Origin of the sequence: Fundicoccus sp. Sow4_F4 (genome assembly GCF_052116145.1) — a bacterium.
In the GTDB taxonomy this organism is placed as follows: Bacteria; Bacillota; Bacilli; order Lactobacillales; family Aerococcaceae; genus Fundicoccus.
The window spans coordinates 53,318-71,668 of sequence record NZ_JBQKLQ010000001.1 but is presented as its reverse complement, the minus strand read 5'-3'; the positions used below and the strand labels follow the sequence as shown (position 1 = coordinate 71,668).

Annotated in this window: 13 protein-coding genes; 2 read left to right on the top strand and 11 right to left on the bottom strand. The window is 38.5% G+C overall.

Annotated elements, in window-relative coordinates:
- The first annotated feature begins 39 nt into the window (after nucleotides 1-39).
- Nucleotides 40-1,956: an excinuclease ABC subunit UvrC gene (gene uvrC / locus ACTQ5J_RS00340; RefSeq protein WP_441749972.1), complete on the top strand. Its 1,917-nt coding sequence runs from the start codon at nucleotides 40-42 to the stop codon at nucleotides 1,954-1,956.
- Between the two features lie 139 nt (nucleotides 1,957-2,095).
- On the opposite strand, the gene ACTQ5J_RS00335 is transcribed toward uvrC, so the two are convergent.
- The 10 genes from ACTQ5J_RS00335 to ACTQ5J_RS00290 all read right to left on the bottom strand — a co-directional run bounded on the left by ACTQ5J_RS00335 (nucleotide 2,096) and on the right by ACTQ5J_RS00290 (nucleotide 15,035).
- The gene (locus ACTQ5J_RS00335; protein ID WP_441749971.1) at nucleotides 2,096-2,722 is read right to left on the bottom strand and encodes a DUF1054 family protein; all 627 of its coding nucleotides are present in this window, start codon (nucleotides 2,720-2,722) and stop codon (nucleotides 2,096-2,098) included.
- Nucleotides 2,723-3,043: 321 nt separating this feature from the next.
- The gene (gene gatB, locus ACTQ5J_RS00330; RefSeq protein ID WP_441749970.1) at nucleotides 3,044-4,474 is read right to left on the bottom strand and encodes an Asp-tRNA(Asn)/Glu-tRNA(Gln) amidotransferase subunit GatB; all 1,431 of its coding nucleotides are present in this window, start codon (nucleotides 4,472-4,474) and stop codon (nucleotides 3,044-3,046) included.
- Between the two features lie 11 nt (nucleotides 4,475-4,485).
- Nucleotides 4,486-5,949 carry an Asp-tRNA(Asn)/Glu-tRNA(Gln) amidotransferase subunit GatA gene (gene gatA / locus ACTQ5J_RS00325; RefSeq protein WP_441749969.1) on the bottom strand — a complete coding sequence of 488 codons (1,464 nt, stop codon included), beginning with the start codon at nucleotides 5,947-5,949 and terminating at the stop codon, nucleotides 4,486-4,488.
- 1 nt (nucleotide 5,950) lies between these two features.
- Entirely contained in the window at nucleotides 5,951-6,250 is a 300-nt protein-coding gene (gatC, locus tag ACTQ5J_RS00320) for an Asp-tRNA(Asn)/Glu-tRNA(Gln) amidotransferase subunit GatC (protein WP_441749968.1), read from the bottom strand.
- A gap of 57 nt (nucleotides 6,251-6,307) precedes the next feature.
- Nucleotides 6,308-7,543 carry a CamS family sex pheromone protein gene (locus ACTQ5J_RS00315; protein WP_441749967.1) on the bottom strand — a complete coding sequence of 412 codons (1,236 nt, stop codon included), beginning with the start codon at nucleotides 7,541-7,543 and terminating at the stop codon, nucleotides 6,308-6,310.
- A complete protein-coding gene (ligA, locus tag ACTQ5J_RS00310; protein ID WP_441749966.1) occupies nucleotides 7,540-9,576 on the bottom strand; it encodes an NAD-dependent DNA ligase LigA in 2,037 nt (678 codons plus the stop codon). Before ligA ends, ACTQ5J_RS00315 begins: the two co-directional genes overlap by 4 nt.
- Before the next feature lie 142 nt (nucleotides 9,577-9,718).
- Nucleotides 9,719-12,037, bottom strand: a complete 2,319-nt coding sequence (gene pcrA / locus ACTQ5J_RS00305; RefSeq protein WP_441750748.1) for a DNA helicase PcrA — start codon at nucleotides 12,035-12,037, stop codon at nucleotides 9,719-9,721.
- Between the two features lie 390 nt (nucleotides 12,038-12,427).
- The gene (locus ACTQ5J_RS00300; RefSeq protein ID WP_441749965.1) at nucleotides 12,428-13,564 is read right to left on the bottom strand and encodes an ATP-grasp domain-containing protein; all 1,137 of its coding nucleotides are present in this window, start codon (nucleotides 13,562-13,564) and stop codon (nucleotides 12,428-12,430) included.
- A gap of 130 nt (nucleotides 13,565-13,694) precedes the next feature.
- Nucleotides 13,695-14,414: a glycoside hydrolase family 73 protein gene (locus tag ACTQ5J_RS00295; protein WP_441749964.1), complete on the bottom strand. Its 720-nt coding sequence runs from the start codon at nucleotides 14,412-14,414 to the stop codon at nucleotides 13,695-13,697.
- 99 nt (nucleotides 14,415-14,513) lie between these two features.
- Nucleotides 14,514-15,035, bottom strand: a complete 522-nt coding sequence (locus ACTQ5J_RS00290; protein ID WP_441749963.1) for a hypothetical protein — start codon at nucleotides 15,033-15,035, stop codon at nucleotides 14,514-14,516.
- 239 nt (nucleotides 15,036-15,274) lie between these two features.
- Between ACTQ5J_RS00290 and ACTQ5J_RS00285 the strand changes: the two genes are divergently transcribed.
- The gene (locus ACTQ5J_RS00285) at nucleotides 15,275-15,787 is read left to right on the top strand and encodes an FUSC family protein (RefSeq protein ID WP_441749961.1); all 513 of its coding nucleotides are present in this window, start codon (nucleotides 15,275-15,277) and stop codon (nucleotides 15,785-15,787) included.
- A gap of 525 nt (nucleotides 15,788-16,312) precedes the next feature.
- Here ACTQ5J_RS00285 and ACTQ5J_RS00280 read toward each other — a convergent pair.
- A complete protein-coding gene (locus ACTQ5J_RS00280) occupies nucleotides 16,313-18,244 on the bottom strand; it encodes a serine hydrolase (RefSeq protein WP_441749960.1) in 1,932 nt (643 codons plus the stop codon).
- Nucleotides 18,245-18,351: the final 107 nt, after the last annotated feature.

Genomic DNA, 18,351 nt, shown 5'->3' with positions numbered 1-18,351 from the left:
CATTTAATGATTCAAAACAAATTAAAAGGAGGTCCATTGATGAGTGAATTTTCTAAAAAAGATATTCTTCAACAACAAAGACAAGCTGCCCTAGCTGAAAAAGCTGAAATCCAAGCGAATATTGAAAAAAAACTCAAACTACTACCCGACTTGCCTGGTTGTTATTTGATGAAAAACGCCGATGACCTCATTATCTATGTAGGCAAAGCCAAGAATTTAAAGAACCGTGTACGTTCCTATTTTCGCGGGGCTCATGATGCTAAGACAACGAAACTGGTCTCAGAAATTCATCATTTTGAAACCATCGTCACTAATAGTAATAAAGAAGCTTTGATTCTTGAAATTAACTTAATCCAAGAATATAAACCAATCTATAATATCCGATTAAAAGAAGGGACCATGTACCCTTACTTAAAAATTACAAATGAACGAAATCCTCAACTAGTGATTACGAATCATGTGGTCAAAGACGGTGGGCAATATTTCGGCCCTTTTCCCAACGTTTATGCTGCTACCAATACTCAACAATTATTACATAAGGTTTACCCGCTACGTCGTTGTAACAAGAATGAGACGCGTGCCTGCTTTTACTATCATTTAGGTCAATGTATCGGCTCTTGTGATCATAGTGTCAGCCGTGATACCTATAATGAGCAGATTGCTCACATCAAACGTTTTTTAAATGGTGATGTGGCGGAAATTAAACAAGACTTAAAGGCCAAGATGGCTACAGCTGCTGAAAAACTTGATTTCGAACAGGCTGCTGATTATCGTGATCAAATAGACTATATTGAAACAACCATTGAACGGCAAGTTGTTATGAGTCAAGACTATGACAATATGGATGTCTTTGGTTATACCTTCGATAAAGGTTGGATTTCTGTTCAAGTGTTTATGTTAAGACAAGGAAGTATCTTGAAACGTGAGGCCGCCATTTTTCCTTCACATGGTGAACCCGAAGAAGAAGTCACTACTTTCATTGCCCGCTTTTACAAAGAACAACCACACATAAAACCACGTGCCATATTAACTCCAAGTGATGTGGATTCCAAACTTTTAGAAGAGGTCTTAGAAATCAGCGTTTCAACGCCCTTGCGTGGTAAAAAACGAAGTATATTAGAACTATGCGAGAAGAACAGTAAGTTGTCACTTGATGAAAAATTCCGTCTGATCGCAATGAGTGAACAAAAAACAATTGGGGCTGTGGCTGAGCTTGCTGAAATTCTCCAAATTCCTCAAGCAGACTATATCGAATCCTTTGACCACTCAAACATTTCCGGAACCCACTCTGTTTCAGGGATGGTCGTTTATCGAGATGGGAAACCTGATCGTAAAAGTTATCGTAAATTCAAAATTAAAAGTGTGGAAGGTGCCAATGAGTTTGCGCACACGCAAGAAGTCATTCGTCGCCGCTACACACGTTTGTTACGTGAGCAAAAAACGCTGCCCGATTTAATTCTAATGGATGGGGGCAAAATACAAATAAGAGCCGCTCGCGATGTTTTGGAGAATGAGTTAGGGATTGCGATTCCAGTAGCCGGTATGGTAAAAGACGATAAGCATAAGACGGCAGCCTTAATGGATGGTTACTCAGAAGCAGTACTTGAAATAGACCATCGTAGCCAAGCCTTTCATTTTATTCAAAGAGTTCAAGATGAAGTTCACCGCTATGCGATTAGCTACCACCGCCAAGTACGAAGTAAAACTCAATTTGGCTCTAAATTAGATGAGATTGAAGGCGTCGGTCCGAAAACGCGTAACAAATTATTGAAACATTTTAAATCAATTGCTCGAATCAAAACAGCTGATTTAGAAGAATTTCGTAAATTAGGCATTCCTGGCCCTACTGCCGAACGGATTCTATCTGTATTAAATGAAGGGGATAATGATAGAGAAACGCCAAGCAAAGCTGAAGGTATCCTTGCTAATCATGTAAATAAACTAACCAGTGACTAGGTCACATATGCAAATAAAAAACACGATCCTTATATCGCCGACAAGCCCCGCTTGCTTCGAGATGACAGTGTGATCGTGTTTTTATTTTTCTATTAGGATTAAAACTTAGTCTTGAGATTTCATTGTAAGCTATTTGGCCTTATTTGGCCCGTGGTGAATTAATGGCTAATTCAAAAAAAGGTAAAACATCTGAAATCGTTTCTTGAATCCATTGGCTGGTACTTGCTTGATTTTCAAGTACAGACTCGCCCACTTTAGCGAGTCTTCCAAGCATAAACTCCGCTTTCTTGATATTCTCCAAGCGGTCAAAGAGCTTGTTAAAATCTGCTTCTGATTGCTGGATATAAGGTAATTGCGTGTGGTCAGGGATAATAATCAAGTCATTCGGCAATCGCTCAAACTGGGAAAGGTTTTGTCTAAAGGCCCTCGCGATATTTTTTTCATTGATAGGATTTTCAATTATTGCAAGCACAATAAAAACATAGTCTGGATTAATTCCAAGTTGAAAATGTGGATACTTTTTATAGCCTCGCTTGTCCCCGCCTATTGCTACCCAAGTATTCTTAGCTGGATGAACCTTTCGGCGAAGGTGTTTGGCGACATGAATCGGTAGATTTGGCAAGTGATGGTCAGCTAATTGGTCAGTTACTTGCTGAGCATAATGATGGAATAGAGGTTGAATGCGCGAACGTATGGCATCCATGCGACCATCCACTGAGTCAAGTTTAAATGTGTCAAATACATATTGATCAAAGAGATAATTCAAGCGCCTCACACCTTCCTGTAATCCTATCTTAGCTGAATAATGGGGCGTTGACTAGTATTATATAAACGATTGGAATAACTTTAAGCTATGCTCCCTTAGAGTTTATTGGCTTTATGCGTTAAATTGATTTTACCGGAATGAGTGTTAACATAATTGGCTAAGAAATCGAATGTTTGAAGCGATTCCCCTCTAATTTCAGACGGCCTTCCAATTAGTTAGCCGCGTAAACCTATCGTCCCTTATACTCTAAAAAAAAGTTCGCCCATCTCTCCATTAATACACAAAGGATAAACAGGCGAACTTATAAAGGCTTTTTTTAGCTTACAGCTTGTTTAATGTTTCCATTAATAACTGGTTAAGTACTTGTGGATTTGCACTTCCTCGTGATGCTTTCATGATTTGTCCTACTAAGAAACCAACTGCACGGTTTTTACCGTTTTTAAAGTCGATGACTGATTGTTCGTTTTTAGCGATAATCTCGTCAATCATTGGCTGTAAAACAGCTGGGTCACTTAATTGTGCCATGCCACGTGATTGAACGATTTCGTTCGCGTCGCCACCTTCTGTTACTAGAACTTTGAATAATTTCTTCGCGATTTTAGATGAGATTGTGCCGTCAGCAATTAAGTTAATCATCTGAGCTAAGTTTTGCGGTGTTAAGGTAGTTTCAGCTAATGTTGTTTGTTCACTGTTTAAGTGAGCAGAAACCTCACCCATTAACCAGTTTGATACTTGCTTAGGATCTGCTCCAGCTTCAATCGTTTCATTAAAGAAATCTGACATGTCTTTGTTTAATGTTAAGACCATCGCATCATATTCTGGCAACTCATATTCTTCAATGTAACGTTTTCGACGTAGGTCAGGCATTTCTGGAATTGAAGCACGTGCAGATTCAATCCACTCTTCACTAATTGTGATACGTGGTAAATCAGGTTCTGGGAAGTAACGGTAATCTGCCGCTCCTTCTTTCGAACGCATTAAAACTGTTTGCCCAGTTACTTCATCGTAACGACGAGTTTCTTGAGTAACGACTCCACCAGATCGTAATACTTCTGCTTGACGTTTTTCTTCATACTCAAGACCTTTACGAACAAAGTTAAAGCTGTTCAAGTTTTTAATTTCAGTCTTTGTTCCAAATTCTTCTTGTCCGTATGGACGTAAAGAAATGTTACCATCACAACGTAATGAACCTTCTTCCATCTTCACATCAGAGACTTCTGTATACATGATTTTCTCACGTAATGCTTCTAAAAACGCATAAGCTTCTTGAGGCGAACGAACGTCTGCTTCAGTTACGATTTCAATTAAAGGTGTTCCTTGTCTGTTTAAGTCAACATAAGAGAAACCATCTGTTCCGTGAGTGTTTTTCCCAGCATCTTCTTCCAAGTGAACACGTTCAATACGAATACGACGAGTCTTACCTTCTACCTCGATATCAATATAACCGTTTGAGCCCACTGGTTGATCCATTTGAGAAATTTGGTAAGCTTTCGGGTTATCAGGATAAAAATAGTTTTTACGATCGAATTTCATTTCACGGGCAACTTCACAGTTTAATGCAAGTGATGCACGGATACCAAAGTCAATCGCTTGGCGGTTAACTTTCGGTAATACTCCTGGGTAACCCCAGTCAATTTCATTCGTGTTGCTATTAGGCTCTGCACCAAAGTGAGCAGGTGCAGGACTAAACATTTTAGATTCAGTTTTAAGTTCAACGTGAACTTCTAATCCAATAACAGTTTCAAAATTCAATGTACTACCTCCTATAATTCTGGTGCTTGCGATACGAAATTATGTTTCACTTCGTATGCATGGGCAACTTGATAAAGTGTTGCTTCGTCAAGTGGCTTACCAATTAATTGTAAACCAATCGGTAAGTTAGCTGAATCAAAGCCAGCTGGAATTGAAATAGCTGGTGAGCCTATCAAGTTAACTGGAATCGTTAATAAATCAGCCACGTACATTTCAAGTGGATTATTCACACGTCCACCGATATCAAATGCCGTACTTGTTGTAACAGGTCCCATAATCACATCATATTCAGCAAAAACTTTATTAAAGTCATGACGGATCAATGTACGAACGCGAGCTGCTTTATCGAAGAAGGCATCATAAGCACCTGAACTTAAACTATATGTTCCTAACATAATACGACGCTTCACTTCAACTCCGAAACCTTCAGAACGTGATTTAACATAAACGTCTTCTAAAGTATGTGCTGCTTCTGAACGGTGACCGTAACGGATCCCGTCAAATCTTTGTAAGTTGGAAGCTGCTTCTGCTGATGCAATAATATAGTAAACATCTACACCATATTTAGAATGAGGTAGAGAAACTTCTTCAACAATAGCGCCTTCACTACGGTAAAATTCTGCTGCTTCTTCCATTGCTTGACGGATTTCTGCATTGATTTCTTTTGACTTGAATTCTTTAGGGAAGGCGATTTTCATCCCTTTTAAAGACTTGCCAATTTTAGCAGAGTAGTTTTGATCGATTGAAGGAAGACTTGTTGAGTCTTTTTCATCATGACCTGAAATCACTTCTAAAATTAAGGCATTATCTTCAACAGTTAAAGTCATAGGTCCAATTGAATCTAAACTTGAACCAAAAGCAATTAAACCATAACGAGAAACGGAACCATAAGTTGGTTTCATTCCTACAACGCCGTTAAAGGCTGCTGGTTGACGGATACTCCCTCCAGTATCTGTTCCTAATGATGCTGGAACTTGACGTGCAGCTACAGATGCACCTGATGCACCTGATGATCCACCAGGAACTTTATTTAAATTCCAAGGGTTACGTGTCACTTTAAATGCAGAGTTCTCATTACTTCCGCCCATTGCAAATTCATCCAAATTGACTTTACCTACGATGACCGCACCAGCATCTTTTAATTTAGTTACCGTTGTTGCATCATAAGTTGGTACGAAATTCTCTAACATCTTGCTAGCAGCCGTTGTACGTAAGTTTTGAGTCACAATGTTATCTTTAACTGCAATTGGGATACCGTTCAATAATGGAGCGTCATCGCCGTATCCTCTTGCATCGGCCGCTTTAGCAGCTTCTAAAGCGACAGCCTTTTGAGATTCGATTTCTAAAAATGCTTCCACTTTACTTTCTAATGATTCAATCTGTTGGTAAGTATGCTCTAGTAACTCAACAGCAGTAAACTCACCAGCTTTTAAACCAGCTTTTAATTCTGTAATCGTTGTTGGGAATTTAGACATCCTATGCTTCCTCACTTTCTATAATGACTGGCACTTGAATAAAGCCACCTTCTGAACTTGGCGCGTTTGCCAATAATGCCGCTTGATGTTGACTATCAATCGCCACATCTTCACGGAATGCGTTGACAATATCATTTCCATGGTGAGTAGGTTTCACATTGGCTGTATCCACTTCACTTAAAGTTTCTACCATGTTGACGATGTCTTGGAAATCTTTTGAGAATTCATCAAATTCTTCACTATTAAATTGTAATTTTGCAAGTTTTGCAACGTGCTCAACGTCTAAACGAGTAATCTTCATTTATACCTTCCTTTTCTTGACACACTCTTTTTACTTTTATGTCGTTTATATCATATTTTATTGACGGAAAATGTGAGATTTTATTTGATTCTCACCTGGTTGTCGACCAACAAATGCTTCGGTACCGGCCGATGAAACAATTTTAATTTCTAAGCCAATTCCCTCTGGCAAGCGACTTTGAGCGACGTCTGTCACATGCTGAGTTAAGGCAGTAATCTCAGTTAACTGGTAGAACTGAGTCACAATTTCAATATCAAGTGAAGCTAAACCATTCTCGATATAAAGAGCTTCACCACTTATGCCATTTAAGTGTGGGAAAAAGCTAATGATATCATTTCTAAATGAATCAAAGAATATATATTGATCACTTACATCTGAATTATCAATAATTGGTAATGACACACGGTACTCATTGCGTTCTGTCCAATCCGTAACGTAGTTACCTTCACGTGAGATACCATCTAATACATAGTTACCACCCGCATTTTCATTGTCAGGTGCCTGACGGAAAATACCAACGACAATCGGCACTGAACGCAATTGTTCTGTATTTCTTAATCGTCCGACAATGATGTTTGCATAGGCTTTACCGCGCTCACGCATTTCACCTAATGAAATTTCTTGTTCGTAAACGACACCCTCAGCATCAGTATACTGGTAAACACTGTTCATAGCCAAGCCAATAACAATACCACCTAAAGCATATCCTTCATCGGTTTCGACCATGATGTTCTTTTCCATGATTTGAGACAAGTAAATCGGAGTTGAATCAAGGTCCACAATTACTTGGTTTGATTCAGCCGTTTCTTCTCCAGTTTCATCCATTGCTTCGGGATCGTCTGATGGATCCACTGATTCAGTTTCTTCAATGGCTTCTTCTTGCGTCCCACTAACTGGTAATGCTGGATTTAAACCTTCTGGATTACCTTCAGATTCTCGTGAAACCCAACTCGTTAACGTATCGCCGTCAATCAGTTGACCTTCTTGCATATAATATTGATCTGTCGGAAAAATATCTTGACTGATTCGCAATAGGCCTTCCTCAAAGGCAAAGATATTTCCAGCTGAACTTAAGCTATTGTCTGCACTTGCTGAAGCACTAAGTTGGTAACGATTGTCTAAAATAACAGAACGATAATATTCGTTAGACAATTGGTTTGCTGTTGTTTGAACAACTACTTCGTCCGGCCCTAATTCTACCTCTTGGTCTTTACCATCTAAATTATTTAAACAACCCGATAGCAAGAACGCAAAGGACATTAGTCCGACTACTTTGCTTAGTTTTCTTTTCATTCGCTTTTCTCACTCTTTTCTATTGAACGCAAAAATTCTTCCTCATTCATTACGGTAATTCCCAAATCTTGCGCCTTATTTAGCTTACTACCTGCTGCTTCTCCTGCGACTAAAATGTCTGTTTTTTTAGAGACACTGCCAGTCACTTTGGCTCCTAAAGTTTCGAGCATCACTTTCGCTTCACTACGACCATAAGTTTCCATGCTTCCTGTTAAAACAACAGTTTTACCAGCCCAGTAACTATCCGTGTCAGCTTGTTCTGCTAATGTTATGCCTTGATAAGTCATATTAACATCAGCTTCTATTAAACGTTTGATCAACTCTAGACTTTCAGTTTGACCAAAGTAACTAACAACTGATTGGCTAATCATCTCACCTATACCATCAATTCTTTCAATCTGCTCATTACTTGCAAGTTGTAAGTTTGCCATTGTTTCAAAGCTTTGAGCAAGTAATTGTGCTGCTTTTGCTCCAACATGTCGGATACCTAAGCCAAATATTAAGCGTTCAAGTGAATTTGTTTTAGAGCCTTGAATGGCAGTGTAATATTTTTTGGCAGATTTTTCTTTTGTATTAGCTAACTGTAAGAAATCTTCTTCAGTTAAATAATATAAGTCCGCTGGATCTTTGATGAAGCCTTTAGTTAATAATTGCTCAATTACTTTTACACCTAAGCCCATAATATTCATCGCATTTCTCGAAACGAAATGACTTAACTGAGCTAATTTTTGTGCTGGACAAATGGGATTAACGCATCGTAAAGCAACTTCCCCTTCAGCTCTAATTAACTCTGCCTTACATTCCGGGCAATGACTAGGGATATCCAATGGCACCGAATCTTCGGTCCGCTTATCGACTAATACACTGGTTACTTCTGGAATAATGTCTCCCGCTTTATGCACCGTTATCTGGTCATTCAAACGCAAGTCTAAGGCTTGAATAAAGTCTATATTGTGTAGACTAGCTCTTTGAACAGTTGTTCCAGCTAATGCAATAGGATCCATTATCGCCGTTGGAGTGACAACGCCTGTACGACCAACGGTCCATTCCACTTCTCGAACTGTTGTTGTTTCAACTTGAGCTGGGAATTTATAAGCAATTGCCCAGCGTGGTGCTTTAACCGTAAAGCCCAAAGCTTGTTGTGTACTCACATCATTCACTTTAATAACGATTCCATCAATTTCATAAGATAAATCATGACGTTGATCACTGATTGTTCTTAAAAAATCACGAACTTCTTCCTTAGTGGAACATAATCGGCGCAAACTATTCGTCCTCAATCCGGCTGCTTCTAATGCTTCGAATAAGTTCGCTTGAGAAACTGGACTAAATGATTCTGTATAAACACCGCTATATAAGAATAAATTTAAATTTCGTTTAGCAACAGCTTTGGGGTCAATTTGTCGTAAACCACCTGCAGCTGCATTACGAGGGTTGGCAAATGGTACTAAGCCTAATGCATCTCTTTCCTCATTCAAGGCTAGAAAACTCTTTTTCGGCATATACACTTCGCCACGAATTTCAGCCGTAATTGGTTGTCGTAACTGGAGTGGCAAAGATTTTATAGTTCTCAGATTAGTCGTAATGTCTTCACCGACTATTCCATCTCCACGAGTCGCTCCGCGAATAAATCGTCCCTCTTCATAAGTTAAAGCCACTGCTAATCCATCTATTTTACATTCACACATAAATTGAATCTGATCAGACTCAGCTTGTTTAAATACTCGGTCGATAAAAGCATCGACTTCTTCTTCACTAAAAGCATTCCCTAAACTATACATTGCTTCAGCATGTCGAACTTTTTCAAAACCATCTAACAACTGGTCTCCAACTCTTTGAGTGGGAGATTCTGGGTTAATCCATTCTGGATAATCTCCTTCAATTGTTTCAAGTTCATGGTATAAACGGTCATATTCACTGTCAGCAACTGTCGGTTTATCTAATACGTAATACTGATAGGCATATTCATTAAGCAGTTGTCTTAATTCATCCAAACGTTTACGTAAGGCTTCTTGTGTTGTTGCTTGTTCCATCTTCACTACTCCTCAATTTTCACGTCGAATAGCGACACTCATTTCATTTTAATAGTATAACACTTCTGGTATCTAGTCGCATCAAGAGTTTACTCAAATACACTGCTTAATACCAGTGAGTTAACTTTATCATAAGCTCAACCTAAACTTTTTTTATTGGTGCTAAGCTTGGAAGCAACTCTTTTATGCCTTGCGCTTTAAAAGCTACGCTTAAAACAGTATCATTCTTACTTTGCTTCACTTTGACCACTGTTCCTACTCCCCATGCTTTGTGGTCTACTTGATCGCCAACTGCCCAATTTTCTGTCGTTCCTGCACTAGTGTTTTTTCCTAACGTACGAGTTGGTCTAGTAGAACGTGTAGATGTACGAGAGGGACGATTTGATGATAAAACGACCTTGTTCGCAGAACTACGACCAGTAGTTGATGATGAACGATAATCTTTTTGGCTCGTTACACGGCTTTGGAAAGATTGCCCCACATAATCTATTAATTCACGATCAATTTCATCGATAAAACGACTGGGTAAGTTTGACTGGTAACGTCCATATAATAGTCGGTTACGCGCTGCTGTTAAATAAAGAACTTGTTCGGCACGAGTCATCCCCACATAAGCAAGACGACGCTCTTCTTCTAATTCATCATCACTTTCCATTGCTCGTCTTAAAGGAAACAGCCCTTCCTCCATACCTACTATGAAGACATAAGGAAATTCTAAGCCCTTAGCCGCATGCATCGTCATTAATGTAATTTGATCAACCTCTTCTTCATTAGACGTATCTGTCAGAAGGGATAATTCAGTCAGAAATATAGTAAGTAAGGACATTTCTGCTTCTTCTTCTTGATTGCTAGCATCTTGCATTGCATAATCTGGATCACTTTCTTGTGTTAACTCATGGTCACTTTCATCAAATTGCTTCGTTACAGAGGCGAACTCCTCCAAGTTTTCTAAACGGTTCTGTGACTCTAAATCTCCAGCTTTAACTAATGTTTCAGTATATTCTGATTGTTCCCACACTTGTTCAACTAATTCAGTAATATTCAAAAACTCTGCTTGTTGTCGTAATCGAGCAATCATATCTGCAAAGCGTTGGAATTTCGTTTGAGTTCCTTTTGGAATATTTGAATTTGCGATATACTCAATTGCTTCTAACCAATTCATGTTCAGACTAGCCGCATAATCGGCCAATTTTTCTACTGAAGTTGGACCAATCCCGCGTTTAGGTACGTTAACGATTCGATTAAAACTAATGTTATCCGAAGGATTATCGATTAGACGTAAGTAAGCCATTGTATCTTGGATTTCTTTTCTAGAATAGAATTTTAATCCTCCAACGATCTTATACGGTATATTCGCTTTCAGCAATGAATCTTCGAGTCCACGTGATTGCGCTTGGGTACGATAAAGAATAGCAAAATCAGTATTTGCTAATTTAAAATCTTGTTTAGCTTGATAAATCTGTTGAACAACATAACGTGCTTCTTCTTGATCCGTTTCTGCACGATAGAAACGGATTTTTTCGCCCGCTTCATTATCTGACCAAAGTGCTTTATCTAATCGATTCTGGTTATTCGTAATGACACTGTTGGCAGCTTTTAAGATATTCTGAGTGGAACGATAATTTTGTTCTAATAGAATTGTTGTCGCATTAGGATAATCTTTCTCGAAGTTCATGATATTCTCCATATTTGCGCCACGCCAACCATAGATACTTTGATCTGCATCACCTACAACACAAATATTCTTTAACAATCCAGCTAATAACTGAACTAATCGATATTGTGTCATATTTGTATCTTGGTACTCATCCACATGGATATACTGGAATTTATGCTGATAGAATAAACGAATAGCCTCGTTTTCTTCCAATAATTTAACAGTTACTAATAACAGATCATTAAAGTCCATCGCATTCGCAGTTTTTAATTTCTTTTGATAAAACGTATAGCACTTTGCTTGAATCTCACCCATATACCCTTCCGCTTCTTGCTCAAATTGTGCGGGTGATTTGCTATTATTTTTCGCATCATCAATTACTGAAAGCATATCTTTATAACTAAACTGGTTTGAGTCTAAATTCAACTCTTTTAAAACTTGTTTCATTAACGTTTGTTGTTCACCTTGATCAATGATCGTAAAGTTTTTTTCATAACCAGCTGCTTCTGCCTCACGTCTGAGTATACGTGCACACATTGAGTGAAAGGTTGATACCCAAATTGAGTCCGCTTCAGGACCGACTAAATTTTGTACCCTCTCACGCATCTCTGTTGCCGCTTTATTTGTAAAAGTAATTGCTAGAATGTTCCAGGGATTTACATTGTTTTGTTCTATCAAGTACGCAATACGATGTGTCAACACCCGTGTTTTTCCACTTCCTGCTCCTGCAGAAATTAATAAAGGGCCTTCTGTAGTAAGGACCGCTTCTCTTTGTTTTTCATTCAATTGTTGAATATTGGTCATTAATGACACCAAAAATTCCTCCGTTCATTCGTTCTGTACGCTCAAGCCGATACAGACTAAGCTTTCAATGATGCTAATTCAGCATCTTCGCTCTCTATTAATACACCGATTCCTATTATAGCAAAAAATCATTCGTAACTTGAGGTTTAGTCACAAATTTTATGAAAAAGTCATAAATTAAACATTCCCCAAGGGCGAACCATAGACTTTGCCTTACTTACGAACACTTTCAACACTTCTAGGACTAAAAGAAGCTAAGATATATTACTTGAGTTAGAAATGTATTTTTGTGAAAAAAATAAGCTTCTTCCGTAATCCACGCCCACCTTCCGATATATATATAAAAAAGCGGCATGTCTTTTGCTAACAGCAAAAGCATACCGCTTTTCTTTAATTTTTCTTGTAAAGTTCTGTCAAATCAATTTGTCTTTCACAGTTAGCTAATGAATCGCCTGTGACGATGACTTGTCCTATAATATCTTCACTTTGATTTCCCATCGGGTTAAATAAAGCAAAGCCCCAATCTGTACGCAACATATATTGTGTCTTAACTGCTTCAATATTTAATTGACTAATCGGTAACGATATCGCAGCTGCACTCAATGGCGATAAATTTGGTAATGGTAAGCCAAGTAACGCACGAGCAGATGCTTCAAAATGTGACATAGTCATCGAACCTATCGTGAAAATAGCTTCCACTGACAAACCGATACTCGCTTCATTAATATAAACGACGCCGGCAGATGTAATGAAAAATTCGATTGTTAATGACCCTACTAAGCTTAATGATTCCGCTAATAACTGACCCAAACGGTTTATTTCTAGTTCAACCATCTCATCAATCATTGCTGGAAATCGTACCTGTGTTCCAAGTTGGTGTCCTTGTTGAATCAATTCGAAGACAGGATAGATTAATAATTCACCACGTTCATTACGCACGACAGTCAGTGTCGCTTTTTTTTCAGTTGGAATCCATGCTTCAAGGATGCAAGTCCCGTTAAATATTTTAGCTTCTGCATTTGGATAGTCTTCTTCACTATAAAGCACTACATGATTATGTGATTCAGGTAAATGGCGCTGTGTAGATTTTAACACACACGGGAAACCAATATATTCAACAGCCTCCTTGACATCTGCTAAGTCAGTAATCATCGAGAATGGTGTCACTAAACATTTAGCAGAATCGATGTATGCTTTTTCAATTAGACGGTCAGTTGTGATTGCAATTAAATCATCGGATAAAGTTAAATCTGTTAATTCTGCAAGGACCTGGAAATCACGGTTAGAGAGTAGACCCGTCTCACTTGTTACAACATCAACTCGACTAGCGAAATGGCGCAAAGCTTGTTCATTATAACTCGTAGTCACCGTCTGCCAGCTTGCAAATTGACGAACTGGATTATTATCTGTTAAAACTAAGCTTGCAACGCGATAACCCAATTTACCAGCAGCTTGAGCTAACAAAGCCGAAGCAATTGACGAACCAATAATGCCAACTGTTTCGCCTGGATAGTGTTTTTCTGGCATGCGTTTATCTCCTTTTAATGTGTAAGATTCTATATTATTATAATGTAAAAAGCGCATATTAAAGCGTTTTCTATACATAGACCGCCTACATCATACCATAAATGAAGAGATTAGTTTAGACTATTTTTTTCTAGTTTAGTGGTTGATCATATTGATTCAAATCCCATTCTTCAATCATATTTATTAACTTTTGTGCATAATCAGGATCAGTCGCATAACCTGATTTTTGCAAACCAAAAGCTTGTTCTTTATAAGAATTACCTTCAATTACAGCAGAATAATAATTTTCATCCCAAGTCACGCCATAATAAATTAATTCAGCATGAGCTGTCATCGAAGCATCCCAATCAGGATAAACTTTAAAATAATCAATAATTTCAATCCATTGGTCATCGATATACTCTGCGGTCGCAAAGTCGACTGAATTTGGATCGTCTGACGTTGTTTTTACACCATATAAATTATAATAATCAGCAGCTAATTGGCTTTGCCCAAAATCTGACTCTACCATCGCTTGAGCCATAGAAATGCTCGCCAAAATACCATACTGACGTTGAAGTTTTTGTGCCGTTGGAATAATTTCCCTTACAAAATCTTGTCGGATACTTTGTTCTTGATTAAAGCCAGGATTAAAAATTAAAGAATCACTGCTAAACATTATTCGGAAAATCAAAGCTCCCATTAAAACTGCTAGAGCAATTATAAACAAGGAGACGCCACCAATTTTCTGTAACAAGCTTGCTTTAAGTTTTTCAAACTTTTTTTGGCGTGCAGTTTTAGTTCGACGCGGCTTCTTTGGTCGCGGTCGTTTTTTGGCTGTTGTTTTTCTCTTTACTGGCCTTTTAGCCATGTTATCACCACTCTTATTTATGTATAGTGGCGCGAAAACGACCACCTGTCTAATTATCGATCAATTTCAGTTGCGCGTCATCATGCTAGGGGCTGAAATTTAATCTTTCAATTTTTCAGTTTCTGAATCAAACCATTGTAATAGTTTTACTTCATCTGTTTCAATTTGCTGACGAATAACGCCTGGTAATCTAATTTCTATAATATCATTATATCCCCAGAAATTGTAGTCGGCAATTAACTGCAAAATAGTCATATTCGATTTACGGTTACTTTCTGCTTCGTTGCCGTCACTTTGATGCCACTCTAAGCGGACCATCCCGTGATGAACCCATGTTTTGGCGATTTGATATTTTAAAAATAAATACTCTTTTACCGGTTCATTCATGACATCGGTCATAATTTCTGCATTACGGACAACTTTTTGCACAAGCATCCATTCATAATCAGTGAATAATGTGGAAAGAATTTGAATGTTTTCGTATTTCAACCCCTGTTCACCTTTCTTCCAGCGATCCCAACTCTGGGGCGAGATGCCTAATTGCTCAGAATAAAATGACTTTTCGCTAACATACTTCTCTTGGATTGCGTTAGTAACAATTGCTATAAGTGCTGGACTCACAAAACATCACCCTTTACGTGTATTTTACAATTATTATACACCTAAAAGGTGATATTTGTAAACGGATTACATACATCTCAACGTGTATGATTAGGTTCTATCACACATTTACTTTCCTTTTAAAAGTAATCTTTTTGAGAAAAAAACAGAGTAAGTGCATTTTACCTATGTGACTCTAATTGATGATTGTCCCTATTTTGGCTATAATTTAGTAATGTCTTTGCTTGAGGGGGGAAATAATGAATTGGAGAAGGTTCAAAATTGGTTGGCGAACGAGTAAAACGGCGATTTCTGTCGGCTTGACTATTCTATTATTCGGCTGGATCGACAGAGGTTCTGGTTTGTTGGCTTGTTTGGCTGCGGTCTATTCATTGCAAGCTGACACAGAGCAAAGCTTGTCATTTGGTCGTAACCGAATTTTTGGTAATACAATTGGAGTGTTTAGTGCGATGTTTATTCTACAATTACGTGTGTGGAATTGGTTCCCAGACTTCTTCTCACATTCGGTTGGTACGGCCATTGGTATCTTATTAGTGATTACAATTTGTAATGCGTTGAATTTTAACAAGATGGTATTCCCTGCAACCGTCGCTTTTCTAGTGGTGCTGCTGGGCGAGCACGGTGATAATGTCATCAGTTACGGCTTGAACAGAGTTTTAGATACTATTATTGGTTCTGTGATTGCCTTAAGCGTGAATTATTTATTGCCAAGCCCTCATCTTAAGGAAGTGTCTTCTATAGACAAAGCATAAGTAAAATGGTCCTATTGGCGGAAAAGACTGGTCTATTAAAACCAGTTTTTTTCTGATTTAATTTTCTTTGTATTTCTTTCTATTAAGATCACAAGTAATATCGAAGTAACCATTAGCGCAAACAATAATTGCGAATTGGCAACCCGTACGTAGTCGGACACTTCGGGGAATATTTCGGCGATGGCTAGAGCAGCAATTGTTGATGTCGAATTTGGAAAATCATCCTTATTCAGTCAAAGTTGCATGCTAAAGCCATGGTTTTCAGGCTGTATTTAGAAAAAATACTCCTCTCACATCATCGCGAGTCGAGTGTCGGATTCTAAAGTCTAAACTGTATTCCACATCCTCACTCCAAACTCCACTCACGGCTTCTCCTTTTAAGAACACTCCGATCGCAGCACAGCCAATCGTCAACTACGTCCATACCTATCCCGTCCACCTCCCACGCCAACAACACAAAAAAAAGTAGCCGACTCACACAATTTGTGTAAATCAGCTACTAGCCACAAGTAAATTAAATGATAATTAGCGGTATTTCCATGAGCCACTTTCATCTTGGAACCAAATTCCTTGACGGTACTCATCGCCAAACCAATAGAGATTTTCAGTTGGTTTGCCGTCAAACAATTCGCCCGTTGGTTCACCAGAAGGTGATAACTCTTCATTCGGGGTCGTTGGTTGAATTGGTGTTTCTTGAGCTGGCGTTTCTTCTACAATCTCAACTTGAGTTGTCTCAGTTTCCGATTCAACGACAACTTCTTCCTCCGTCTCTTCTTCCTCCGCTGCTTCAGAAGGTAAAGCTCCTTCAGTGAAATAAGCCGTTAACTCTTCAATTGTTGTTGCTATCGCTGGAACTACCTCTTCAGCATTTGTCGCATTGGCAACTAACATCACTACGATGTAAGATGTTTCTTCCATTTCAAGCACACCTGCATAGTATTGACGACTTGGATTATTGTCGGCAGACATTAATTCATAACGTGTGACAACTCCTGCTAAATCTTCAGGATACTTATCACTAAATGGCGATTGTAATAACATTTCTTTAATAGTAGCGTCAGATGTTTCGTTCACTAAACTGTCATTTGCTAAGGCATCTAATAAGTTACCCAAGTCTTGTGCACTTGTCATTGCTCCTGAAATTACCCCTTCATCATTGTAAGATAATGGAGCTGTTAAGCGAGTCGAGAAGTAACCAGATTCATTCAACCATAAGTTAAATTCATTTAAGCCGCCAGTTTCTTGAATTAAGTGGTTCATGGCAGATAAGTCACGCTCACGCACAACATACTCTAGCAATTGCTCGTAAGTGTAAGTAGCGTCCACTTCAGTTGTTGCGACTGTGCCTGAATCATTTGCTGCCTTCAAACTGTCATTGACTGCAACTGAACTCTCCAAGGTAAATTCTCCATTCGATAAACCTGCAAAAGTACGCTCAATGACGAACCAAGCGATTAAAGAATCAGCATCGATTGATTGATTATCATAAGCAAATGGTACATCGGCGCCTGCTTCGAAGAATACAGCTGAAACATTTCCTAAATCAGTTAAATTATTGTTGATAGTATCATTAAATTGTTTCGCTTGCTCTTGATCGACATTAACATCTGGCAATGTATAAGTGACTGCTTCATCGATGTTTAACTCTTGGGAAACTAAACGAAGTGTTTGCTCTTGTTCTGTAGCTGCTACCACTTCTAAGGTTGGATCATTAAAGCTTAAAACAAGATTGTTACCTTCTTTAAATAAAGAGTATTCTGATAATTCGATTTCTTCACCAGTACCACTTACTAAGAATTTAAAGGTCGTTTGGTCAACTGAACTTAAAGACTCTTCAAATGCCATTGTTACACCAATCGTTGGATAGTTTTCTAACTCAACTGATTGATTTGTTAACGTTAAAGCACTCTGTGAGACAGTTTCTTCTGACGCTAATTCTTCAACTGATTCACCATCAGCGGTTGATTCGCCGTCTACTTCGGTCTCTTCACTCGCAACATCACTCGTTTCTTCAGACGAGTCGTCTTTTGATCCAAATGTCTGGACAAAGAAATTATCCTCTGAATTGAAGTAATCCATTACTTGTCCCACTAAACGTGGTCCATATAAAAACAATAGGAAAACAACAGCAACAGCAATTAATAACTTGATGATTCCCCAAACGGCATTTCCACCCTTACGCTTCGTCTTAGGAAGCACAGTTTGTGGTTCACGAGCACTACGTGTTTCGTAAACTTCACCCGAGCCAATATCACCGGCATCTCTAAACTCAGTTACTTCTGGAACAGCCGCTTCAACGCCACGTTCACGCTCATTACCGACAACTTCTGGTGCTTGTTCAGTTCGCTCAGAACGTTTTGGTTCTGCAGCAGCAACGTCCCCAGCTTTAAAATCGTAACCACAATAAGCACATTGTGTTTTACTTCTTACATTACGATCACAATTTGGACATTTCATATTTACGTACCTCCTGAATATTTATCTATTTCAGTTATTAGTCTCATTTATTGTAGCATATAAAGTGACGCATAAACAATTACAAACTGATTAAGCCTCCTTTGCCA